Source organism: Grimontia sp. NTOU-MAR1, from assembly GCF_035758505.1.
Classification (GTDB): Bacteria; Pseudomonadota; Gammaproteobacteria; order Enterobacterales; family Vibrionaceae; genus Enterovibrio; species Enterovibrio marinus.
This window is the reverse complement of the sequence record NZ_CP142108.1, coordinates 3,167,460-3,192,498: the sequence shown is the minus strand read 5'-3', so window position 1 is coordinate 3,192,498 and position 25,039 is coordinate 3,167,460. Positions and strand designations below refer to the sequence as shown.

Here is a 25,039-nt window from a genome sequence, read left to right as displayed (position 1 = left end):
ATAGACAATTTTGTTTCCTGACCATTGAGCCAACCCATGATAAGTACATTGCCATCACACCCATTTGGTACTGACATTTCTACCGACGACATTTTGAATGAGATATCGAAATGCAGAAGTTGGGAAGATAAATACCGTCTGGTTATTCAGATGGGAAAAAAACTACCTATCATGGAAGAAACATTAAAAGCGGACAGTATCTCCGTCCCCGGCTGTGAAAGCAAAGTTTGGCTTACATGGAAAAAATGCGAGGGAGTCTACTTTTTTTCCGCAGATTCAGACGCGAGAATTGTTAAAGGTTTGTTAGCAATAATTCTAGCTGCCGTCGAAAAAAAGCCTAAAGAAGAGATCCTGGCTTTTGATTTCGAAAGCTATCTAAAAGCCATGGATCTTCTGAGTCATATAAGCCAATCCAGAAGCAATGGTATCCGCGCCATCATCAACCAGCTAAAAGCCTTATAAAACCTGACTTTCAGCGGCATTTTTACCACAAATTCACAGCCTTATCTGACCACTTTACCGTACAGGTGACACTTTAAACCTGAGAGCTTGGTCAATTATTCTGTGTCTATATTTGCAGAATTAGAAGTTACCTCCTTAAATTCACCTGATGTATTTTTAAGCAGACTAAATAACTATTTATTGTATCAATAAGTAGGGGTCAAAATAAGAAAACTGCTTATTAAACACAACCTCCACCTAATTAGATCTGAACAAAAACCATAAATTAACATCATGTTAACTTATGGCGTTTTGTTGTAGATCAAGATCTTGTTTCTATAATTCTCTCCGAATTCCTTTTGCCTTACTCATGAGATTGTATATCTTTAACTCCGGTGGTCATAAAACCATCACACATAATAATTATTCTAAGCTCGAGACTAAATGAGTTTCCATAGTCTCAACCCTTACGCGCTAAAACTAACAAATTACAGGTGCCTGTATTTTTGGATATCCAAATGCAGTTACAGGGGTCAAAGTTCAATTGCTTGTTGTTAAGAATGGAGTCAACAATGAAGAAACTCGCGCTCATCACCGGTTCAAAAGGTGGTATCGGCTCGGCGATCACAGAAAAATTGGTAAGTCAGGGCTATCGCGTAATTGCTACCTACTTCACCGGAAATCTGCAGTGCGCTGAAGAATGGTTTGAAGAGAAGAAATTCAACTCAGATCAGGTACGTCTCTTCGAACTGGATGTAACCAGCACAGCTGACTGTGCAGAGCGTCTCCCCAAGCTTCTTGAAGAAGAAGGCACTATCGATGTTGTTGTGAACAACGCCGGTATCACACGTGATGGCCTTTTCAAGAAAATGGCAGCGGATAACTGGCACGCAGTTATCGATACCAATCTCAATAGTCTTTTTAACGTAACCCAACCTCTTTTTGCCGCTATGTGTGAAAAAGGCGGTGGCCGAGTCATCAATATCTCATCAGTTAACGGCTTGAAAGGTCAGTTTGGTCAAACCAACTATGCAGCAGCGAAGGCTGGCATGATCGGTTTCACCAAGTCACTGGCATTTGAAGGTGCGAGATCAGGAGTGACTGCCAATGTCGTTGCCCCAGGCTACACAGCAACCCCAATGGTAGAAGCCATGCGCGAAGAAGTGCTGGAGTCTATCAAAGGCGAGATTCCAATGAAGCGACTGGCCCGTCCAGAAGAAATTGCCGATGCGGTCGCGTATCTTGCTAGTGATGCTGGTGCTTACATCACTGGGGAAACGCTGTCGATCAACGGCGGCTTGTACATGAACTAACTGGGAAAGGTTAAAAATGGAAAAAGTGTATATTGTCGCGGCTAAGCGTACCGCGATAGGCGCATTCACAGGTTCTCTCAAAGATGTTCCAGCAGGAGAGCTGGCAGCATCTGCTATCAAAGGTGCTCTGGAAGCAGGCAATGTTACTCCAGACGCCATCAATGAAGTGATTCTCGGCAACGTTGTCAGTGCTGGTCAAGGCATGGGTATTGGTCGTCAGGCTGCCATCTATGCTGGCTTACCTGAAACCGTTCCGGCTTATGCTATTAACATGGTTTGTGGTAGTGGCATGAAAGCGGTTATGGATGCAGTTGCTCACATCCGCTGCGGTGACGCAGACGTTGTTGTGGCAGCAGGTGTTGAGAACATGTCTCAAATCCCGTTTGCAGCGTCAGGCTCCCTGCGCGGTGGACAGAAAATGGGCGATATTGGCCTCAAAGATCTTCTGATCAGTGATGGTCTCACTGACGTCTACAACCAATACCACATGGGCGTTACCGCTGAGAACGTGGCTGAACTCGTAGGCTTAAACCGCGATCAACAGGACGCGTATGCTCAGCAGAGCCAACAAAAAGCCGTTGCGGCTATAGAAGCTGGCCGTTTCAAAGATGAAATCGTACCAGTTGAAGTAAAGCAACGTCGCCAAACCGTCACTTTCGATACTGATGAATACCCTAAAGCAGACTGCACGCAAGAAGGTTTGGCGAAACTTCGCCCAGCGTTTAACCGAGAAGGCACAGTCACAGCAGGTAATGCATCCGGCCTTAACGACGGTGCCAGCGCAGTCATCGTAGCTTCTGAATCTGCGGTTAAGCGTCTTGGTCTGAAACCGTTGGCAGAAATCACCAGCTATGCGCAAGTTGGGTTAGATCCAAAAATCATGGGCCTAGGCCCTGTAGGTGCAGTAACAGAAGCTCTGGAAAAAGCAGAGCTGTCTATTTCCGACGTGGATCTGTTTGAGCTCAACGAAGCCTTCGCTGCTCAGGCGCTGGGTGTTGTTCATCAATTGGCGGACACTCACAACGTAAGCACTGACAGCATTTTAGAAAAGGCAAACGTCAATGGTGGCGCAATCGCATTGGGCCACCCACTCGGTGCATCAGGTAACCGCGTCTTGGTTTCACTGATTCATGAGTTGGAAAAACGCGGAGGCACATACGGTGTTGCTTCGCTTTGCATCGGCGGCGGCATGGGTACGGCAGTTGTCGTGAAACGTGCCGACAGATAAGAACGTTAAACCCCCCTTGGATCTAATTAATACACTTAGGAGAAACACCATGTACACAGATATGTTTAAAGCATTCTCTGAGCAAACTGAAAAAACGCTGGCACCTTACGTTAAGTTTAACAAACTGGTTGCTAAGAACGTTGAGACTCTGACAGAACTTCAACTGAGCGCAGTAAAAACTTACAGTCAAATGGGCCTGGCACAAGTTAAAGCAGCAAGTGAAGTGACTGACGTAACTTCTATGACTGCTTACAGCAGCCAACAACTGGCAGCGCTGACCAAGCTGTCTCAGCAAATGATGGATGACAGCGCGAAACTGCAATCTATCGCGAAGGAGTTTAAAGACGATCTGGAACAACTGACTACCGAAAACCTGAAAGCTGCTCAACCAGCTTAATTTTAGGTAGGCCCGCCCTCTCGCTGCAGAGGGCGGTGTTGTTTCCGATAAAGAGGGTTTACACATGTATCAGAACTTCTTCTCGGACTACCTTGTAAAACTCCAAGAGAGTAACCAGCAATGGTGGAAGGATCTTGAGCAAGGCAAGGCAGCCGTAAGTACTCCCCTGAACAAAGCCATGCAAGAGCAGAGTCTTGAAGATACCGCAAAACTTCTTGAGGGCGCTGCAAATCAACCTGCCGCGATGCTGCAAATACAAATGCAGTGGTGGGAAAAGCAAATGCAAATTTGGCAAAACGTTGCGCTAGCGGCAAACAAGGAACAAATTGTTACGCCGGAGAAAGACGACAAACGTTTTCAGGACAAAGGCTGGCAGGATGAAGTGTTCTATAACTTCATCAAGCAATCGTATCTTCTGTTTGGTCGTACCTATCTGGAAACCATCAATGCGGTTGAAGGGCTGGATGATAAAGCAAAAGAACGTCTGAACTTTTTCTCTCGTCAGGCAATTAATGCCATGTCTCCGAGCAATTTTGTGGGTACCAACCCAGAACTGCTCAAGCTAACGATGGAGAAAAATGGCGAGAACCTGGTGAAAGGCCTGCAAAGCCTACAAGAAGATATCGAGTCCAGCTCTGATATCCTCAAAGTACGCATGACCAACAACAACGCATTCCGTATTGGTGAGGACGTTGCCAATACACAGGGTGATGTTGTGTTTCAGAACGAACTTTTCGAACTGATCCAGTATCGTCCACTGACTAAAACAGTCAACGCAACGCCGCTGCTGATCGTGCCGCCGTTCATCAACAAGTACTACATCCTCGACCTTCGCGAGAAGAATTCGATGGTGCGCTGGTTGGTTGAGCAGGGTCACACCGTATTTATGATGTCTTGGCGTAACCCAGGTGTTGCGCAAAAAGACGTCGAATTCGGTGACTACGTGACGGAAGGCGTTGTGAAAGCCGTGTCTGCGATTGAAGATATTACCGGTCAATCACAAATCAATGCGGCAGGTTACTGTATCGGCGGTACCGTGTTAGCAAGTACCATCGCGTACTATGCAGCCAAACGTATGAAAGCTCGCATCAAGTCTGCCTCTTTCTTCACCACGTTACTCGACTTTGCGCAACCAGGTGAAGTAGGTGCTTACATCAATGAAAGCTTGATCAGTGCCATCGAGATGCAAAACACGGCGCGTGGCTACATGGATGGACGCTCTTTGAGTGTCACTTTCAGCCTGCTACGCGAAAATAGCCTTTACTGGAACTACTACATCGACAATTACCTCAAGGGTAATAGCCCTGTAGATTTCGATCTTCTGTACTGGAACAGCGATAGTACCAACGTTGCCGCGGCTACGCACAACTTTATGCTGCGCGAGTTGTACCTCAATAACAAGCTGGTTCAGGACAAAGGCGTGAAAGTGGGTGGTGTTTGGATTGATTTGAACAAAATCAAAGTCCCTACCTACTTCATCTCAACCAAAGAAGACCATATTGCTCTTTGGCAAGGGACTTACCGCGGCGCACTCAATGTGGGTGGCAACAAGACCTTTGTATTGGGTGAGTCTGGCCACATTGCTGGCATCGTGAATCACCCTGCGAAAGGCAAATATGGTTATTGGGTAAACAGCGAACTGAGTGAGTCAGCTGACGAATGGTTTGAGTCTGCGGATCACAACTCAGGTTCGTGGTGGACGCATTGGGATGAGTGGCTCTCTTCTTACAATCCGAAGGAAAAGATCGAGCCTTATCCGCAAGGCTCAGAAAACTTCCCTGTGATCGGTATTGCACCAGGTGACTATGTGAAGGAAGTACTTCCTATTCAACCTAAGCAAGACACAAAAGCAGAAGCACAAAAGCCCAGCGCTAAAGTCAATGCTTAATTGTGAACAATGAAAAAAGGCCGCGAATATTCGTGGCCTTTTTTTTGTACTTTCAAAGCCGCTTATTTTTTTCAGTCAGTTTGGCGATAATGCGTGAAACCGCCACAAAGCCAAAGGTCGCTGTCACCATCGTTGCCGCTCCAAACCCACTGGCACAGTCCATTCGCTTTGGCCCTTCTGCCGTTGCTTTGGTCTCACATACAGAACCATCCGGTTGCGGATACTTCAATTGTTCGGTCGAGAAAACACAATCGATACCAAACTTACGCCCTTGAGTTTTGGTGAAATTGTGGAAACGACGCAGGTTGTTGCGAAGTTTAGCAGCCAGGGGATCTTGAATCGTCTTCGTTAAATCGGCGACCTGAATTTGTGTCGGATCGATTTGTCCACCTGCCCCGCCAACCGTAATGATTTTGATTTTGTTACGCTTACAGTAAGCTAATAATGCAGTTTTTGGCTTGATGCTGTCGATGGCATCCAGCACATAATCGTAATCTTTAGCTATGTACTCAGGAATATTTTCTTCTGAGATAAAATCATCAATTAGATTGATTTTACAGTCGGGGTTTATTGCGCTAACACGTTCAGCCATCACTTCAACTTTGCTTTGACCCACACTACCGGACAGCGCGTGAATTTGGCGGTTGATATTGGTGACACACACATCATCCATATCAATCAAGGTCAATTCCCCGATACCACTTCGAGCCAATGCTTCAACGGCCCATGAGCCCACACCACCAATTCCAATCACGCACACATGCGATTGGCGCAGGACCTCAAGCTCAGTAGCGCCATACAGACGGCGAGTACCGCCAAAGCGTTGCTGATAGCTTTCAGATGCAGGTTGAGTCGTTGCCATAATAATTTGCTCTATTTCTCGATTTCCAACGTGGATTGCGGTTTATACTCGCTTGAACGCAAAATGTCCATTGCCGTCACGCCGACTTACATTCCCCTACTGTTGGCAACAGTTCCTGCTTCAACCAATCTATAACCTGTTTTACTGGTCCCAGCCTTCGCTTATATCCATGGCTGAAAAGGAAGTAGCCATAAAGACTATTGAAGCTAAGCGAAAGAGGGTTGCTTACGTCTCCACGCTTTAACGCTTCCCGGATAAGGAATTGAGGGATCAATGCCATTCCTTCATGGTGTTTAACCGCCTCCAATGCCATATAAAAGTGCTCGAAGCCCGTCCCATATGTCGGGCCACATGGAGCTATATCCAACTCATGCCAAAACTGATTCCAGATTTGAGGGCGTGTAATGTGGCTAATCGCATTCAAGGGCAACAGATCATCAATCGATTGGGTATTTGCAACCAACTCTGGAGATGCCACCAGCATCAATCTTTCTCGGATCAATAACTCCGCTTCCTCTTCATGGGTTGATAATGGTAGGCAGTGGATCGCGATATCACTTTGATAAAGGTTCTGACTGTCAGATGTCACACTCGCCCTCACTGCAAGCTCAATATTGGGGTAAGCATTCCTAAAGGCCTTTAACCTCGGGACCAGCCACATACTCGCCAAAGAAGGTGGTACCGAAACTTCGATGCGGCTTTTCGTTTCGGAAGTTTGCATAACAGTAGAGGTCGCATACTGAAGGTTTTCCAGTGCCTCCACAACAGAAGGAAGATACCGCCTCCCCGCTTCTGTCAGCTCCACTTTCCCTCCTACACGTTCAAACAGAGAACACCCCATTAATTCTTCCAGATGAAGAATTTGTTTGCTTATCGCACTTTGCGTCAGGTTCAACAGCTTTGCTGCTTTTGAAAAGCTCAGTGTCTGCGCCACGACCGTGAAAGTTCGCAAGGTCTTCATTGGCGGAATGGGCATAGCCATATATCGTCTCTATGAATTTTTGGCATACCCTCTGAATTTATATCGTTTGCTGTTCAATTTCCAACCTGTCCATACTGAGCAATATAAGAACAAGTTTTAATCAATAAATAGCTCAAGGAAATCATGACAAACATACTACAAAGACACTGTCATTCAGAGTTACCTGTTGTCGCAAGTGGTAACGGCGTATTTCTAATCGACAGTGAAGGACGTCAGTACCTCGATGGATGCGGTGGTGCAGCGGTATCCTGCCTCGGCCACAGTCATAATGGCGTGTTGGGTGCAATCGAAAACCAGTTGCGTACCATTCCATATGCTCATACCGGTTTTTTTACCTCTTCAGCAGCTGAAGAATTGGCAGCGCGTTTAGCAGACAAAGCACCCGGCCCACTAAACCATGTTTATCTGGTCAGTGGCGGTTCTGAAGCAGTCGAAGCGGCCTTAAAAATGGCGCGCCAATATTTTCTTGAAAAAGGCGAAACCTCGCGGACCCGCTATATCGCGCGCCGACAGAGCTACCATGGCAACACACTGGGTGCACTGGGTGTTGGGGGTAATATGTGGCGAAAAGAGCCGTTCGCTCCACTGATGCACAATGGTGAGTTGATTGCACCATGTTATGCCTACCGTGATAAGAGCAATGACGAAACCCATTTCGAGTATGGCCAGCGTGTCGCGAATGAGTTGGAAGAGCGACTACTCGCTGTTGGCCCGGAAACTGTCATTGCATTCGTGGCCGAGCCCGTTGTCGGAGCGACCGCTGGCGCGCTGGTGGCTGAGAAAGGCTACTTCAAACGCATCCGCGAAATTTGCGACAAATATGGTGTGCTGCTCATCCTTGATGAAGTGATGTGTGGTTGTGGCCGCACTGGCACCTATTTTGCGTATGAACAGGAAGATATCGTGCCTGACCTCGTGACCATGGCAAAAGGGCTGGCTGCTGGCTACCAACCTATTGGTGCAGTCATGATCCACGACAACATCTACAATGCGATTTTCCACGGCAGCGGATATTTCCAGCATGGGCACACTTTTATGGCTCACCCTTTGGCATGTGCTGCTGCCTGTGCCACGCTTGATGCGTTAGATGCAGGTGTTCTTAGTGAAGTGACTGAACGGGGACATTATCTGGTCAAACAATTAAATCAGACGTTCGGCGATCACCCATATGTCGGGGATATTCGCGGAAGAGGTATGTTTATCGGGCTGGAATTTGTTGAAGACAAAGCGTCCAAAACATCGTTTGCCTCTTCACGTCCCCTCCATGCGCAAGTGAAGAAAACCGCCATGACAAATGGCCTGATGTGTTACCCCATGGGTGGCACGATTGATGGCAAGCAAGGTCATCACGTTTTGCTTGCACCACCTTTCATCATCACGCAGAACGAAATTGATGAGTTGGTGAAACGCTTGGCTATCACACTGGATAACGTATTTGCATAGGAAAATCGGGTGCAAAAAGGAAGAACTATTATCGTTGCACCAAATGGTGCTCGACGCAGTAAGGATGACCACCAGCAACTGCCAATGACCATCGAAGACATGGCTGTGTGCCTGACGCAATGTAAAGATGCGGGTGCAGCGATGGCGCATATGCATGTACGCAATGAGCAAGGCAAGCACTCGCTGGATGTTGGGCTAAACAGAGAGTGGCTCATGGAAACACGGGCCCGTTTTGATTCCGACATGGTGATACAATTAACGACCGAGGCAGTAGGTCTCTATCAACCGGAAGAGCAGATGGAGCTGGTACGAGGCACCGAGCCAGAAGCAGTCTCCCTCGCCCTTCGCGAGCTTCGCCCCAATGCTGCGTTTGAAAAAAACGCCAGCCGCTTCTTTTACGAGCTCAATGAGCGCTGTATCTACGTGCAATACATTTTGTATGATGCTGCAGATTTGTCGCTTTACTTTCAAATGGTTAATGACAGGATGTTGCCTAATAACGGTCATCACCTACTATTGGTACTGGGAAAGTACAAAAAAGACATGTTGTCAGTGCCTACTGATTTGCTCGAGTTTGATATTAAGCGTATAACCCGCGAGGAAATTTCGTGGGCAACCTGTGCTTTCGGTCAATATGAGCATCAATGTCTAAGCGCAGCGATATCATTAGGTGGAGATATACGCGTTGGTTTCGAAAATAACCTAATGAATTTAATGGGACAGTATGCGGATAACAATGCTGAACTTGTACAGCAAATCGCCGCTATGTCTCAAAACGTGGGTTTATATATCAACTCTGCGGAGGATTTAAGAAAAAATATCTTCCGTAGCTTTGAATCGTGAGGCGTATCTCTTGCCATCGAAAAACTAACTATCAGATAATTTCGGCGTAATATGGACTCACAAACTATTAACAGCGGCTTCTCACCGCGTTAGCAATCACATCATCGACAAGGACTAAAGCATGAAAGCGTTAAAACCAACTTTGGCCGCAATGAGCTTTGCAGCTGCTTTAACTGCCGTACCAGCACAAGCTAATCAATTCGTTACTATCGGTACTGGTGGTGTCACTGGTGTTTACTATCCTACGGGTGGTGCAATCTGCCGTCTGGTAAACAAAAGCAAGAAAGAGCACGGTATCCGTTGTTCGGTTGAGTCTACCGGTGGTTCTATTTACAACATCAATACCATTCGTGCAGGCGAACTGGACATGGGTATCGCCCAGTCTGACTGGCAGTTCCACGCTTATAATGGTTCAAGCAAATTTAAAGACCAAGGCGCATACAAAGACCTGCGCGCGGTCTTCTCTGTCCACCCAGAACCGTTCACAGTTGTTGCGCGCGCTGACGCGGGTGTAAAAACGTTTGATGATCTGAAAGGTAAGCGCATGAACGTGGGTAATCCAGGCTCTGGTCAACGCGGTACTATCGAAGTGCTGATGGATGAAATGGGCTGGACTATGGATGACTTCAAACAGGTTTCCGAGCTGAAAGCTGCTGAGCAGTCTAAAGCGCTGTGTGACAACAAAATTGACGCTATGGTTTACACAGTAGGTCACCCAAGTGGTTCAATCCAGGAAGCAACCACCGCGTGTGACAGCGTGATCGTCGAAGTGAATAACGCTGCATCTAACAAGCTGGTTGAAGCGAACGACTATTACCGCACTGCAACCATCCCAGGTGGTATGTACCGTGGTAACGATAACGACGTTCAAACCTTCGGTGTCGGTGCAACCTTCGTTTCTTCTGCTGAAGTGCCGGAGGACGTTATCTACAACGTGACCAAAGCTGTATTTGAGAACTTTGATGACTTCCGTCGTCTGCATCCTGCGTTCGCAAACCTGAAGAAAGAAGAAATGGTAGCTGACGGTCTATCTGCACCTCTGCACCCAGGCGCGGCGAAATACTACAAAGAAGTTGGCCTGATCAAATAAGTCACTTTTTATAAAATAGCAAAAGGCGGGTTCAGAACCCGCCTTTTTTGTCACTAACAACTTGGTTACGGCTTTGGTTGCTCTTTACTCTCAGAAGGCTTAGTCAGCTTCCACACACGACCGAAGTGTTTATGATGGCCTGCTTTAATCCCCGCCTCTTCCCCCATACCATGGTATAGATCAAGATGGTTTTTCTTCACCGCACCGCCAGTATCCAAAGCCATCAGCAGCTTCAATACGTGCTGACCATTCCAGTTCCCCTCTTCATTAAGCTGAGGCACTTCAGCCAGCAGTACAGTGCCCATCGGTAAGAAGTCCCGATCTGCAGCCACTGAAGCACCAGACAGCAGCGGGATCCCCGCAGTGCCAGTCACAGGATGCGCCGCCTTGGGAGCAAAGAAAACAAATGAAGGGTTTTGATTTAGCAGCTCCATCACAGTTGCTTCATCCTGCTGCGCTACCCAGTCTTTGATGGCTTTCAGTGACATTTTCTCACGTGGCACTTCGTCGCGCTCAATCAGCACTTTGCCAATGCTGACATAAGGGTGGCCATTTTTGCCGCCATAGGCAAAGTACTCAAGCTGGTCATTATCACCGAAGTGGATGAAACCACTACCCTGCACTTCCATAATGAAATTATCAATCAGTGAAGCGCTGTAACCAAGCTCCAGCCCCAATCCTTCTAACGCTCCGTTGTAGATATCTTCACGGGTAGGGCACTTTTCATCGCATAGAGGCATTGCATAAACCGGATAGCGAAACAATGCATCAGGTTTGTGGCGCATTTCAATCACAGGAGAGAAATAACCGGTAAACAGCACGTTGCCATAGCCGTCACCACCGCCCATTTGCTCAAGGGAAAGACCATAATCACCTAGTGTTGTCGGCTCACCGCTTTCAGCAAGCCAGACTTTTACACTCTGATAAACCGCTTGGTTAGCCTCGCTCAAGGAAAGGGAACGGGATTCGACTTTTTCAAGTTGAGCTGGGAAAAGAGAATAGTCACGCGCTTTGTCCGTAGCAACTTGCTCAACCGGGTTAAGAACATCATCAAAGCGTCCATCTATGTATTGTTGACCGCGGTCAGTAGGACGAACACAAGCGGCAAGGAGTAAAGAAATACCGACAACAGAAAGAGCTTTTTTCACAGGTGTACCTGAGTAAGAAAACAATAAAAAGAGGGTGACAGAACCCCACTCTTTCTGCAATCAAAAGGCGATATTGGTAGTATAAGCCCACAGTTTAACTGGGAGTTATAATGCGATCGAAAGCATATGCCCCAAAATTTGAAATGCTTTGTCACATTTCTGTCATAAAGATTCGTTTAAATCCGATGAAAAGAAAGTGTCTTAAAAATTAAACAAAACTGTCAGGGAGCTTTGGGTGGACTTAAAAGTAGGGAGAAAGACGTTACTTGATACTGAGTCTATTGAGTATCAATGGATTCGGACTTTGGCCAGCGACGGCAGTAGCGATGAGATGATCAATAACAGCATTCGCCGCTGCCTAGGCGGCAATGAGGATGTTGCAGATAGAATTCGCCGTGTCGCACTTGGGTTATGCCCGGTCACAGAGCTTCTCAGGGTTCTACCGACAAACTACTGATTGTCAGCGTTTGGTAAATGGCGTGCTGTAGTGATAAGGCTTTTCTCTCTGGAGTGTATTTCTGTCTTCAACGGTGTAGAGGTAAGTATTGTTACCGACTGTATAGATAAGTTTGCTGCCAGTATATTCATAGTGGCTGGTAGTTCGCGCCCCTTTAATATAAATACCGTCCTTCCGCACTTCAAAACTATCAGCCGCGTAACTTGGCACGCCCTGCTCCACCCATTCACCATAAATAGCTGTTGGGTCTGCCTCAGAGAAGATTGGAATGTCATTCGCCACGAGGTAGCCTATGGCCCCCGATATCAGCACGGCGAAGAGGACTAGAGATTGTCCGACAATACCCACAAATAAGGTCTCATTTTAGAGATGCATTCTCAATTACTATCAATACTATTATAAAAAGTACTTTAGTGCCGACCAAGTCAGGCATTCAATGTTTGAATCCGTATCACGACCCTTGCCAAATAAAGAATAATTAGTCACTATCTAAGCATATAAAATCAAAAATATGGAGTAAGGTGTTGAAACTTCGTAGTACAGCACTCGTAAACGGATTTAGACAATCTGCCCCCTATGTGAATGCACACCAGAACAAGACCATCGTGGTCATGCTGGGTGGTGAAGCGATTGCTGACCCCAATTTTGGCAACATTGTCAATGATATAGCCCTTCTTAATAGCCTCGGTTTAAGGTTGGTTTTGGTGTATGGCGCTCGTCCACAAATCAGCCAGAACCTTGAAAAACAAGGGTTCGAGACGCCGTATCACAAAGGCGTCCGAGTCACAGACTCAGCCGCACTGGAAGTTGTTAAACAGGCTGCCGGCCAGCTTCAACTCGATATCACCGCGCGCCTCTCCATGAGCCTGAATAACACGCCCATGGCAGGTACTCAAATCAACGTGGTAAGTGGAAACTTTGTCATTGCTCAGCCACTTGGCGTCGATGAAGGTGTCGACTACTGCCATAGTGGACGAATCCGCAGGATCGATATTGATGGCATTCATCGACAACTCGATCAGCACTCGATCGTTCTGCTCGGCCCAGTTGCCAGTTCGGTAACCGGTGAGTGTTTCAACTTGACCTCAGAAGAAGTTGCCACCCAGCTTGCCATTCGCTTGAATGCGGACAAGCTCATTGGCTTTTGTTCACTGCAAGGAGTCATTGGCCCTAACGGCAATGTGCTATCAGAACTTTTCCCTCATCAGGCAGAGGAAATTCTACGTCAGCGCGCCACGGCGGGTGATGAGAATTCGGGTACCGTTCGGTTTTTGCGTGGTGCTGTCGCAGCCTGCCGTTCAGGGGTTCCAAGAAGTCACCTTCTCAGCTACAAAGTTGATGGTTCCTTGATTCAGGAGCTTTTTTCAGTAGAAGGTATCGGTACGCAGATTGTCACCGAAAGCGCCGAGCGTGTTCGCCAGGCAACCATTGATGATATCGGTGGTATTCTGGAGCTTATCCGCCCTTTAGAAGAACAAGGTATTCTGGTGCGACGTTCTCGGGAGCAACTCGAGCAGGAAATTCCCCGTTTTACCGTTATCGATCGGGATGAACGGATTATAGGCTGTGCGGCGCTGTATCCGTACCCAGAATCTCAGACAGCAGAGATGGCCTGTGTGGCCGTTCACCCCGAATACCGAGACAGCGACCGTGGCACCAACCTGCTGCAATATATCCAGCAGCAGGCGGTTCAGTCAGGGATCAAAACCATATTTGTCCTGACCACCCGCAGTATTCACTGGTTTCGTGAACATGGTTTTGTGGAGGCTGATGTGACAGCACTGCCGGATGCCAAGCAAGAGCTCTACAACCTGCAGCGCCGATCAAAAGTGCTAACATTGACGCTTAATGGACGCGTAATGCGTCTGCCAAGCCGCTAAATCGCTGCGTTTTACGCTTCACCGCCCGCGCTAAACTGGTGCGGGTGGCATACACATCCAACCTGTCTTTTGCCCGTGTAACGCCCGTATAAATCAGTTCCCTTGTCATCACGGGTGTTGGAGTCGGTGGTAACACCAAAATGGTATGACTGAATTCAGAGCCCTGAGATTTGTGGATAGTCATCGCGTAGGCAGTTTGATGTTCAGGAAGGCGACTTGGCAAAAAGGCTTTTACTGAACCGTCCGCCATTTCAAATACTACGCGAAGCCCTTCTTCCTGTTTTACCACAATACCGATATCACCATTGTACAAACCAAGACCATGGTCGTTCTGCGTGACCATAATTGGCCTTCCCGGGTAGAAAATCTCTTCTCCAGGAGCAATAAGCCCCCTTTTGGCTAGCGCTTTTTCAATCGCCACGTTCAAGCCTTTGACCCCAAACGGGCCATCAGACAGCGCACAGAGCAAGCGGATATTAGAGAAATGTCTAAGCAAGGTTCGGTTATCTGCTCTCTCGGATAACGCCGCGAGGTAGTTTCGATATCCATTGACAGTCATTGCGATAGCTTCGCCATACACGTCACCGTCAAGGTCGTGAAGAGCAATATCGCCGAAGCCTTGCCGCAAGACTCTATCAACCCAGCGTACCTCACCAGCATTAATCGCGTAAGCAAGTTGTCCAACACCAGATTTGGCATGGAACCGGTAGCTTTTACGCAGCAAACAAACACCATCCGATACAGGGGGCAGAGAAGCTTCCTGTGGTAAATTGAAACCCGTCAGCGAAGTCAGTGTTTTTATACGCTCAGCGCTAAAACCACTTCCTGCATCAAGGCAGATATCCCCCAATACGGCACCTGCCTCTACAGAAGCCAACTGATCTCGGTCCCCCAAAAGAATCACTCTGGCATGTTCTGGCAATGCCGAAAGCAATCGGGCCATCATAGGCAAATCGACCATTGACGCCTCATCGACCACGAGCACATCAAGGTGAAGACGATTCCTGGCATGATGTCGAAACTCGACGCGGTTCGGGATAGCGCCCAGCAGTCGGTGAATCGTCGATGCCTGAGTCGGAATTTTGTCTCTTACCTCGTTACTCACCGGCAATGCCGCAACGGCTTTTCCGATAGATTCCGTCAGACGGTTTGCCGCTTTACCTGTCGGTGCCACCAGCTTAATTTCAGGGCCATTTGGATTGTCGTTACTGCTAACAATCGCCGCCAGAAGCTTTGCCACCGTCGTGGTTTTTCCTGTCCCCGGGCCACCAGAGATAACTGCAAAGCGATAACTCAGCGCCACGGCTGCAGCGACTTTCTGCCAGTTCAATCGTGCTGAGTCTGGCATTAGACTCAGCACCTGAGCATCAGGGGCTTGTGCATCTAACGCGGTTTTCAGCGCGTCTACATCGACCTGTGTCAGATCAGTGATGTCGAAGAAGTCAGCCAGCTTCTCGGCTTTTTCACTTTCTTCCCATGTGCTGTAGAACTGACGAAGCAAAGACATATCAGGCAGGAATAGATCGTCCAGCACGCCGCGCAGCGTCATCGGCAAAGGAAGCTCAGTTGCACGTGCCGTAATTTCGTTAGTCACCAGACGCTCTGCGGCCCAATAGCGATGAAGATAGAGGCGGGTACCACTCAACACCATTGGCGTCGGTACATTACCATCACCGACAACTGGAGATGTGGACATCAGAGCCAATGCATTTTCAGGCGTCATCAATATCGCAAGTTCTGCCGATTCTGCGGGTATCAGGTCAAAGAGCTTTGCGCTGTCTAAGGCCGCCAGATCAACACAAACATTGCCTTTGCCCAGCTCAAAGCTGACCAAGGCCGCCCATCCCACCATGGGGGATTCAACGTCGCCGAGTTGTTCACCGATAAACTGGGAAAACTGGCGGTCGATAGCTCTGATGGCTTTACGCTTATACAGGGCGTTTAGTTTTTCACTTATCGCCATTTAGGCTCTCTCCCTCTGAAAGCGCTGCTTCACCAGAAAAAATGGCATCAAGGCCATCGAGAAGTTCAAGAGAAGGTGAGGTGTAAAAAATGCCATGGCGAGTATCCGCTTCAATACCACGAACAAAGAGATAGAAAACACCTCCAAGATAGCGTTCCGGCGAGTAATCCGGTAAACGCTGGCGCAGGAAACGATGCAGGGCGAGTGAGTAAATCTGGTATTGGAAATCGTAGCGGTGATCCGCCATAGCTTCGGCCAGTGCCTCCTCGGTGTAATCTGCAGGCGAATCTCCAAGATAGTTCGACTTCCAGTCCAATACGTAATAACGTCCCTGCCAGCAGAACACTAAATCGATAAATCCTTTCAGCATGCCACTGGCGGTATCAAAGTGAAGCTCACCAGCCTGCGCTGAAAGAGGGTCGTGTTCGGCAATTAACCGGTTCACACGGCCACTATCAAGTCTTTCCACTGGCATCACGAATTCCATCTCGGTCAATCTTGCGGGTTCATCCACCTCAGACAACATCAACCCTTCATCGTTGAGTGGCTGCGAGACGACATCAGACAACAGTTTCTGCAATACAGGTATCCAGCTTTCGTCGTAGTTTCCGAGCAGCAGGTGATGGCGGATCATTTCAGCCACTTCCTCGCTGAACATGTCCTGCCCAAACTCGACATTCTCAAACAAGGTGTGTAGGAAAGTCCCTGGACGGGCACCTTTCGGAAACTGGAATATGGTGGGCGCGCTGTCGGTCTCCGTGTTGCTTTCATCGTGCTGCTCTTCAGCGGCATCAATATCAAAGGCAGGTAAATCGGGCAGCGCACTGCTGTGGCCTTGCTTGACCAAACCGGAATAACTGGTCAGGCGCCAATCACGGCGGATACGCCCTTCGAAAGTTCGCGCTTTAATGACATCATTATCAGCCGACTCTGGCTCCAGTTTTCCGTCCACTACTTTGGGTGGTTCGGTTTTCTCAATCCCATCACAACCAGCCAGCAGCGAATCAACTGCGGCTATCAATCCCGCTGCATCTGCCGCTTCACCTTTTTGAATCAGGTAACCCAGTGCTGATTTATGAAGCCCGGTATCACCGGAGGATTTTCTTCCATCTTTGAGCGGTGCAAGGCCAATAAAGCAGCCGTAGACAGCACGGGTCAAAGCAACGTAAACGAGTCGAAGATCTTCGGCCAAACGCTCTTTATCTGCCTGCTCAATAGCAAAGTCAGGTTCAGTCAATGAAAGCACTGGCGTATGGTCTTCATCGTGGAAAAAAGGTCTGTCTGATGGGCGGAAATTGCAGGCGAACGGCAAGTACACCAGATCGTATTCCAGGCCTTTAGATTTGTGGATAGTGACGATTTGCACCAGATCGCGCTCAGACTCCAAGCGAACTTGTTGCTCTTCACTGTTACCGTTAGGGTTATCGATATGGTCAGCCAGCCAGCGAATCAACGCATGGTGACTATCCAGTGTCTGGCTGGCCTGCTGTAACAGTTCCCCAAGATGCATCAGGTCGGTAAGTGCTCGCTCACCATTGTCTTCACAGAGTAAGCGTTCTGCAATACCACGACGTTGCATCACCTGACGAAGCATGGGCATCACGCCCCGACTGAACCATACCGTTTGATAAGTAAAAAACTCAATCACCACCCGTTCCCATGCTTTTTCGTCGTGGTTCAGGTTATCGATTTCGCTGGCAGTCAGTGCAAATAGTCCGCTTGCTAGTGCGGCGCGGAGTGTCTGCTCACTATCAGGCGTCAGTACCGCAGCAAGCAGCCTTTGAACATCCGCTGCAAGATGGCTTGAGAACACGTTGTCGCGGTTCGAGAGATAAACAGAAGCAATGCCCTGCCTTGCCAGTGCAATCTTTACTTTGGCTGCTTCGCTGCCGGTTCTCACCAGCACTGCGATGTCTCCGGCATGAATAGGCTTGCGTTTGCCGCCTTTGCAGAAATGCGCTTTACCTTCCTGCGCTTTCGTCAGAACGTCGCGGATGTTGCTCGCCGTGGCATGAGCCATTTGCTTTTCATAATCCGCTTTCGAAACCAGATCTGCCGTTTCATCCAGCCAAAGAGTCATCGGGGCTTGTTGACTGCCATTCACTTCCCAATAGCGCTCATCAGCACCCGGTGAGTAAGCGACAGCAGTAAAAGGAATGTCATCGTTGTAGATAAAAGGCGATTCCGCATTTTTGAAGACATGATTAACTACTTCTACCACACCTGCCGTCGAACGCCAGTTAATGCCTAGGTTGTAATGGTCGGCGACCTGACGGCGCGCGTGGATATAAGTGAAAATATCTGCGCCACGAAAAGCATAAATCGCCTGCTTGGGATCCCCAATCATAAAGAGGCCGCATTCAGGCTGCTCGGCATAAATATCGCTGAAGATTTGGTATTGCTGGGGGTCGGTATCCTGGAATTCGTCAATCATGGCGACCGGATACAATGTGCGGATACGCTCGGCTAGAACACCTTCACTGTCGTTTTCCAGAGCAGATGAAAGCTGTGACAGCAAATCATCGAATGACAGCCAGCCAAAGCGTCTTTTTTCCTGAGCCAGTAAAACTCTCACCTGACGAATGGCATGCGCTGTCAGCGCATCTTTCAGCGCAGGAGGGTTCGCCACCAGCTTATCCATTGCATCAAAAACCGAATGCGTTGGCACTTCGCCTTTCTTGGTTTTTTCTGCCAACATAGACGCCGAAAAGCGCTCAAGGTTTTTGGGCAATTCATAGCTAGTCGTTGGCCGGGACGCCCAGTCTGTGACCTCTGAAAGCCAATTTGGCAGCGATTTTTTGCTGTAGCTACGTTTATCAACGCCTGATCCTGAGATCAAAGCCTCAAGATCACAAGCAGCCTCTCGCCACAGTCTTTTCACCTCTTCGATTTTCGCCAGATTCTCCTGATGCAAGTCATCGAGATTTTCTGGCATATCCGGCGCTTTGATGGTGACCAAAGGTCCAGAGAGATAAGTACTAATGTCTTTTAATAGTGACAGTGGCGATTCCCAGTAACCCCGCACGACACCCGCGAGCGATTTGGGCAATGGATAGAACTGGCGTCGCCAGTAATCCGAGACCGCGCGTTCACGTAAAGCACTTTCATCAGTAATGAACTCGTTGGTAAACAGGCTGCCAGACTCGAAGGCGTTTTGGGTGAGCATGCGCTGACAGAAACCGTGAATGGTAAAGATTGCCGCTTCATCCATCTGGCGTTCGGCTTGCAGAAGTAAGCGCTCGGCGTATGAATAATCCTGCACCTCATCCAGCAGTGGTTTAATCACAGGGTCTTCGCTGTGCCCTCGACTGAATGCGAGACGTGAATCATGGATACGTGCGCGAATACGGTCACGGAGCTCCTGCGTGGCGGCCTCGGTAAAGGTCACTACCAGAATTTTATCGACACCCAACGGCGAAACATGCGCAGTATCTTCGCTGCCGTGCCCCAACAATAGCCGTAGATAAAGACCCGCAATGGTGAAAGTTTTCCCCGTACCGGCAGACGCTTCGATCAGTCTCTGTCCGTGTAGAGGGAATGACATGGGGTCAAGAAGTTGGGTTGACATGCACTGTTGGCTCAAAGGGGAATAATATCCCTAGTTTATACCCAAACCACCTGAAAATGCTCGCTTCTAGAGGTCATTGTTCCGTTCAGTCTGAGGGCAATTTCACGATAAACATTCATTCCATTTCCGCAAAAGCGAATGAAGGAATGCAGAAATTGAGGCTCTCTGTTTAGCCAACTTACCTGAGTCCTAAACACGTAGTGTGTTTAGAGATATTAACACCGTGACATTTGGTATTGGATTACCACCTAAACCTATCAACTTCCTCTACATCAATGATTACAAAACCAGACATTTTGTGTGACGAAAAATAAGTCTGCGAAGCAGATCAATCAAAAACAATTCTCATTACGAATCGTCCTATTGATACTTTGCTTCAATTAAGTAACCCTTCGTGTTTAATTTTCGTTATGGACATCTAAATACACGGATATACTTAGTATGAAATTTGTTGCGAACTTATCTGTGCAATATAAGCTACTGCTTATTGTATGCATCTCAGTGATTAGCATTGTCCTGCTAACAGCTTTCCAAGCGAGAAGCCTGCACAAAGACCTCCTGCTGGAGAGAAAATCTAGCTTAATGCAAACTATCGAATTGGCGACGCAAATTGTCGACAGCCACTATCAGAACGACTCATCTGAGGTCAGCCGCCAGAAAGCGATGACGGCGCTCCAACCGCTCACCTTTGGCGCAGACGGTTACTTCTTCGCTATTGATAAAAAAGGCACCATGCTAGCTGGTGCAAAAAGCCTGGTTGGTAAAGACTTTAGCAGCTTCAGGGACAGCAAAGGCACACTACTTCTTAGGGACTTCAGACGAGTCGCTCAACCTATCGAAGGTGGGTTTACCAGCTACTGGTTCCCAAAACCCGGTGGTAAAGAACCACTGGAAAAAGTCAGCGCCGTAAAACGCTATGAACCATGGGAGTTGTTGATTGGTACAGGCCTCTACGTAGACGATCTCGAAGCGCTTGTTTGGAAAGAGGCTTCTAAGGCCGCGCTATTCGCCATGGCCATAACTGCCGTTCTGGTGTTACTTGCGACTATGCTCTCCCGTATGTTGGTCAATTCCGTTCGTGAGATTCAGCGCGCCCTCAGCATCGTCGCCAGTGGTGATCTGACTGCCCGAGCCAGTATCGACAGCACAGACGAACTCGGAGAGATGTCCCGCAATCTCAATGCCGCTTGTGAGCAGCTTCAGGGTCTACTCTCAAACGTCGATGCTACGCTTCACCAACTCGACAGTGATAGCAAAACCATGGCGGATTTAGCGAACCGTTCAACGGATGGAATCCGTAATCAAAGTCTAGAGCTGGATTCTGTCGCGAGTGCGATGGAAGAAATGTCTTCTGCTATCAAGGATGTTGAATCCAGCACACTTACCGCACAGGAGAGTACACGTCACTCCCGCAAGTTGGTGACTGAAGCGGAAGCATCACTCTCTGCCTCACTGGGCAAGTTTGAGCAAGTAAATGACGATGTGATTGATGCGGAAAGAAGCATCCGCGAGCTAGCTGCTTCAAGCGACCAAATTAGCGACGTGGTCACTGTGATTAACGATATCTCTGAGCAAACTAACCTGTTGGCGCTAAATGCCGCGATTGAAGCAGCACGTGCAGGCAGTGCAGGCCGAGGGTTTGCGGTGGTAGCAGATGAGGTACGTAAGCTTGCGCATTCCACTAAGGAGTCGACAACTCAAATCAACGCCATCATCGAGAGGCTGCAGGAGCGAGCTCAAGTTGCAGCGAAGATCATGAGCAGCGGTACAGACAAAACAGCACAAAGTCTGGAGCAGGCAAGACTTGCCCAGACACAACTCACGGCGCTAGCTGAACTGATTAACGAGTTGGAGCAAATGAACACCGCTGTAGCAGCTTCCACTTCGCAACAAGTCAGCGCCTCTCAGGAAGTTGCCCGCAGCGTGGTCAATGTCAGCGACATTTCTCATACCAACCGTGAAGCGTCGGAAGATACCTTAGGACTGAGCGACAAAGTGAAGTCCCTAAGCGATACCGGCCGCAGCCAATTATTGAAGTTCAAGATCAACGCTTGAATATAGCCCGTAATGTAAGAAGGCTGACCCTAGGCTCTGATAAAACCTAGTTTCAGTCTTCTTTTTTCTCGCCATTTAGCGCAGGTAACAGTAACGTTTTTCCAAGCTCAAAAACCTGGTCAAGAAGCTCATCCTCTAGCTGTGGCCAGACACGAGCCACGTAAGTATTCTCCCCCTCGCCCGAGACCATATAGCCCCCTTCAAAGGCTGCGCGCATCTTGCTACGAGCTTTATCCAACGTAGCGTCGTCTTCCGACCAGTGACCTTTTTTATCAATACAAGCCACCAAGCCTGCCTGCGCAGTATTCGGCAGAAAAGCCAGTGGCGCTTCCATGCCCGCAAGATAGTATTCGACGTAAACCGCTAGGCTCAACAAAGCCTCTTCTTTGGCAATAGGACTCCACACCACATCATCATCTACTCCGATGAAACGGGTTTCCAGTTGTTCGCCTGCTGCACACTGGCAGAGGTGATCAATCCATGCTGCCAGCTTGTCTCTCCCCCTGACTTGTCCGCTTCGATACAAAATGCGTCCAGCGCGGTAACGTTCATCCAACCAGCCCTGAAGTTTGACTGTTCCCCGGGTTGTGGCGACAGAAAGATTGATTTCCAATGCCGTTCGTTTGTCAGTCAGCAGCGGCTTTAATTGCGCATACTGAGCCAAAATTCCGGCTTGTTCCGTTTCAAGTGTCAGTTCACCAAAGTGATTGAGCGGCAAACTGCCACTCGCTTTTTGCTGCCTGAAAAAGGCGTCCAGCGAGGCTTCACTGTCATCATGAGCGATAACATGGGATAGGAGCGCATCCCGCAACTGGTAACGGTGAAGATTATCCAGCGCAAAAGGCTCGGCCTCTTCCATTGCCCCTTCCGGCGACTCAAAGAATACCTTTAAGCGGCGGTTGAAAAAGTACTGAACAGGTAAGCGCCAAAATCGCTGCAGCTCCGCAAGTTCAACCACACCGGATTGCAGATCAGGCTCTTCACTTAGCGCTTTGCCATCAAGGAAAGGCGCTGCAAGTTGCCCTTCGCCACGCGCTGCTGGTAACCATTCCGCCGCGTAACTTTGACGGTTTTCAGTAAAGGCCTTTCGGCTGAAAGGAACAATTGGATTATGGTGATTCAAGGCGTTGAGCAGACGCTCGCCGGACTCGTGCTCCGGCAGAGATTGGTCGCCTTCAAGACAATATCCCAAACGGCAATAATCGAGTAATTCAGTCACCAATACAGAAGGCACTTTTTCTGTGTTGTCCTGAACTGAACGGCCTACATAGCTGATGTATAAACGTTGCTGCGCCGATTGCAGCGCTTCGAGGAACAGGTATCTGTCATCATCCCGACGGGAACGGTCGCCAGCGCGGGTGCGATCCGCCATCAAATCAAATCCAACTGGCGCGATGGTGCGCGGGTAATCGCCATCGTTCATACCAAGCAGGCACACCACCTGAAACGGGATAGAACGCATTGGCATGAGAGTACAGAAGTTCACTTGACCGGCAAGGAAGCGCTGACTGACACGCTCGCCGCCAAGCTTTTCTTTCAGATAATCACGCACGATAGGTAACGCCAACGTTTGGTTGAAGCCAGCGTCATCCAGTTGGGTCAGCCAGTTATCCAGTTGAGTGCGGATAAGCTGCCCAGCTAATTCTTCGTCTGTATCCAGTGCAAACATCTCGTCAAAGAGTGATGTCAGTGCCTGCACCCAGGCATGTCCATCTTTCGCGCCGAGCAGCACTTTTTGCGTCGCCGACATCACACGAAAGAACTCACCCAACTTACCTGCCAGCTCTGCTTCCAGTCCTTGTACTTCGTCATACGCCAACACATCGTTATAAAGCCCGGCTTCACTCGGCATTGCATAGCCTAGCAACATGCGATTAAGACCAAACAACCAGGTGTTCTGGTGTTGATGAGGCAAGGAGAAATGCGCCGCCGTTGAATCATCGAGCCCCCAGCGAATACCGGATTCTTCTACCCAGAATTTCACCTTCTCAAACTGGTGGTTATCAAAACCAAATTGACGCATCACGGAAGGAACCTCGAGGATTTCCAGAAGCTCGGCTGCGCTGCAACGGCTGTCTGGAAGCCCTAATAATCGCAGGAAAGTCGTAAGGATTGGGCTTTCCTGATCGGCCGTGCGGTCTGAAATCGAGAACGGAATAAAGCGCTCACCGGGCGCATTGCCAAATACCGCCTGAATTGCCGGGCTATAGGCATTAATGTCGGCAACCATAACGATAATATCCCGCGGCGACAGGCTCGGGTCTTGTTCAAGCATCTCAAGCAGCCTGTCGTGCAGCACTTCCACTTCACGCATCGGGCTGTGACAAACCTCCACCATGACAGAGCGATCTTCGGCGAAAATACCCACCTTGCTCTCACTGGTAAGGGTCTCCTGGATGTTACCCGGTTCAATCAAATCAAGAATATCAGCCTGAATATGATGGAGTAGGTTGTCGCGCTGCACATCGACAAAGCCCTGGTCGACCTCATTACACTGGAGTTCAGAAATCAGCAGCAGGTTGTCACGGCCAAGCTTACCCATAGACGCCAGCAAGCTATTACCGACTTCGGCCGAGTCATCTTCACTAACTAATGGCAGGGCAAACTGCGCTGGCTCTTGAGTATCGCTGGTACGGCTAATACGTGAATCCAAGCTGGCTGAACGTCTCGACAGATAACGTTTGTCACGAATATCCCCCCAATAATAACGACAGGGGTTGGTGAACATATAGTGGACATCAACATGCTCACCCAATGCTTTAAGGGCATCAAGATAACGAGGAGGCAAAGCAGAAATGCCAAACACAAAAACGCGCTCAATGCCTTTCAGACCGTCTGGTTTTCCTTTATGAGACGCTAGTGCCTCAATAAACTCTTCATAAAGATTGGCACGGTGAAAAGGCGACTGCTCCTGCTGAAGGGTGTAATCGTAGAGCGCCTGCCAAAGCGTGGGTTGCCAGCTTTTCTCCTCAGCCAACTCATCAACAGTCTGCTCGTTTTCCCATGCCTTTATCCACTCAGGTCGGTACACCAGATATTGGTCATAGATATCAGCAATCTTGCCCGCCAGTTGGTAAAGCTTCTGATTGTCATCATCGCCTTCGAGGTAACACTTGAGTTCATCAAAGTCTGGTTGATCAAGGAGCTCTGGCAGGACAGTCATCAACTTCCAGGTCATCGCTTCTTTGTTAAAAAAGCTTCGCTGCGGCACATCATCCAAAATCTGAGTGAACATCTGCCAGATGAAAGTGGCTGGAAGTGGAAACTCAACGTTCGCAACAATCCCCTGCTCTCTGGCCATTTCCAATTTGAGCCACTGCGCCATGCCCGGGCTTTGCACCAGGATTAATTCCTTTTGGAAAGGATTATCCAATGGCTTTTGCTGAATAATGGCGACCAGCAGACTTTTCAAAAGATCCAACTGGTTAGAGTGATAGACAGTGAACACGGGCAAGACTCTTGAGAACGGTATTGGAGAGAT

The 25,039-nt window shown here is 48.6% G+C and carries 17 protein-coding genes; 10 read left to right on the top strand and 7 right to left on the bottom strand.

From position 1 onward, the window contains the following. Positions 1 to 36 precede the first annotated feature (36 nt). From csdE to phaC, 5 genes are all read left to right on the top strand, one after another. Complete coding sequence (gene csdE, locus VP504_RS14825; protein WP_325891846.1) at positions 37 to 462, top strand: cysteine desulfurase sulfur acceptor subunit CsdE; 426 nt, start codon at positions 37 to 39, stop codon at positions 460 to 462. Positions 463 to 1,013: 551 nt separating this feature from the next. Then, the gene (locus VP504_RS14820) at positions 1,014 to 1,754 is read left to right on the top strand and encodes an SDR family oxidoreductase (RefSeq protein ID WP_062705309.1); all 741 of its coding nucleotides are present in this window, start codon (positions 1,014 to 1,016) and stop codon (positions 1,752 to 1,754) included. A gap of 16 nt (positions 1,755 to 1,770) precedes the next feature. Next, a complete protein-coding gene (locus VP504_RS14815; RefSeq protein ID WP_325891845.1) occupies positions 1,771 to 2,982 on the top strand; it encodes an acetyl-CoA C-acetyltransferase in 1,212 nt (403 codons plus the stop codon). A 49-nt stretch (positions 2,983 to 3,031) separates the two neighbouring features. Further along, positions 3,032 to 3,379, top strand: a complete 348-nt coding sequence (locus VP504_RS14810; RefSeq protein WP_062705313.1) for a phasin family protein — start codon at positions 3,032 to 3,034, stop codon at positions 3,377 to 3,379. Positions 3,380 to 3,443: 64 nt separating this feature from the next. Beyond that, positions 3,444 to 5,267: a class I poly(R)-hydroxyalkanoic acid synthase gene (gene phaC, locus VP504_RS14805; RefSeq protein WP_325891844.1), complete on the top strand. Its 1,824-nt coding sequence runs from the start codon at positions 3,444 to 3,446 to the stop codon at positions 5,265 to 5,267. 52 nt (positions 5,268 to 5,319) lie between these two features. On the opposite strand, the gene tcdA is transcribed toward phaC, so the two are convergent. Both tcdA and VP504_RS14795 read right to left on the bottom strand, forming a co-directional pair. Next, positions 5,320 to 6,129: a tRNA cyclic N6-threonylcarbamoyladenosine(37) synthase TcdA gene (tcdA, locus tag VP504_RS14800; RefSeq protein WP_325891842.1), complete on the bottom strand. Its 810-nt coding sequence runs from the start codon at positions 6,127 to 6,129 to the stop codon at positions 5,320 to 5,322. Positions 6,130 to 6,205: 76 nt separating this feature from the next. Then, a complete protein-coding gene (locus tag VP504_RS14795; RefSeq protein ID WP_325891841.1) occupies positions 6,206 to 7,111 on the bottom strand; it encodes a LysR substrate-binding domain-containing protein in 906 nt (301 codons plus the stop codon). A gap of 123 nt (positions 7,112 to 7,234) precedes the next feature. Here VP504_RS14795 and VP504_RS14790 point away from each other — a divergent pair, with 123 nt between their 5' ends. The 3 genes from VP504_RS14790 to VP504_RS14780 all read left to right on the top strand — a co-directional run bounded on the left by VP504_RS14790 (position 7,235) and on the right by VP504_RS14780 (position 10,487). Further along, the gene (locus tag VP504_RS14790) at positions 7,235 to 8,554 is read left to right on the top strand and encodes an aspartate aminotransferase family protein (RefSeq protein WP_325891840.1); all 1,320 of its coding nucleotides are present in this window, start codon (positions 7,235 to 7,237) and stop codon (positions 8,552 to 8,554) included. Positions 8,555 to 8,563: 9 nt separating this feature from the next. After that, the gene (locus tag VP504_RS14785) at positions 8,564 to 9,397 is read left to right on the top strand and encodes a 3-keto-5-aminohexanoate cleavage protein (protein WP_325891839.1); all 834 of its coding nucleotides are present in this window, start codon (positions 8,564 to 8,566) and stop codon (positions 9,395 to 9,397) included. Between the two features lie 121 nt (positions 9,398 to 9,518). Beyond that, positions 9,519 to 10,487, top strand: coding sequence for a TAXI family TRAP transporter solute-binding subunit (locus tag VP504_RS14780; protein WP_442788880.1), 969 nt, complete (start codon positions 9,519 to 9,521; stop codon positions 10,485 to 10,487). Positions 10,488 to 10,552: 65 nt separating this feature from the next. On the opposite strand, the gene mltA is transcribed toward VP504_RS14780, so the two are convergent. Together mltA and VP504_RS14770 are read right to left on the bottom strand one after the other, a co-directional pair. After that, positions 10,553 to 11,635, bottom strand: coding sequence for a murein transglycosylase A (gene mltA, locus VP504_RS14775; protein WP_325891838.1), 1,083 nt, complete (start codon positions 11,633 to 11,635; stop codon positions 10,553 to 10,555). A 460-nt stretch (positions 11,636 to 12,095) separates the two neighbouring features. Beyond that, complete coding sequence (locus VP504_RS14770) at positions 12,096 to 12,374, bottom strand: DUF2850 domain-containing protein (RefSeq protein ID WP_232314322.1); 279 nt, start codon at positions 12,372 to 12,374, stop codon at positions 12,096 to 12,098. 242 nt (positions 12,375 to 12,616) lie between these two features. Between VP504_RS14770 and argA the strand changes: the two genes are divergently transcribed. Further along, positions 12,617 to 13,972, top strand: coding sequence for an amino-acid N-acetyltransferase (gene argA / locus VP504_RS14765; protein ID WP_325891837.1), 1,356 nt, complete (start codon positions 12,617 to 12,619; stop codon positions 13,970 to 13,972). Here the strand turns inward: argA and recD are convergent. Next, positions 13,938 to 15,935: an exodeoxyribonuclease V subunit alpha gene (gene recD, locus VP504_RS14760; protein ID WP_325891836.1), complete on the bottom strand. Its 1,998-nt coding sequence runs from the start codon at positions 15,933 to 15,935 to the stop codon at positions 13,938 to 13,940. The genes argA and recD overlap by 35 nt on opposite strands. Then, positions 15,922 to 19,503 carry an exodeoxyribonuclease V subunit beta gene (gene recB / locus VP504_RS14755; protein ID WP_325891835.1) on the bottom strand — a complete coding sequence of 1,194 codons (3,582 nt, stop codon included), beginning with the start codon at positions 19,501 to 19,503 and terminating at the stop codon, positions 15,922 to 15,924. The genes recD and recB overlap by 14 nt, the downstream gene beginning before the upstream one ends. A 582-nt stretch (positions 19,504 to 20,085) precedes the next feature. Between recB and VP504_RS14750 the strand changes: the two genes are divergently transcribed. Beyond that, entirely contained in the window at positions 20,086 to 21,558 is a 1,473-nt protein-coding gene (locus tag VP504_RS14750) for a methyl-accepting chemotaxis protein (protein ID WP_325891833.1), read from the top strand. A gap of 52 nt (positions 21,559 to 21,610) precedes the next feature. Here VP504_RS14750 and recC read toward each other — a convergent pair whose 3' ends face one another. Continuing rightward, positions 21,611 to 25,006, bottom strand: coding sequence for an exodeoxyribonuclease V subunit gamma (gene recC / locus VP504_RS14745; protein WP_325891832.1), 3,396 nt, complete (start codon positions 25,004 to 25,006; stop codon positions 21,611 to 21,613). Between the last annotated feature and the right edge of the window lie 33 nt (positions 25,007 to 25,039).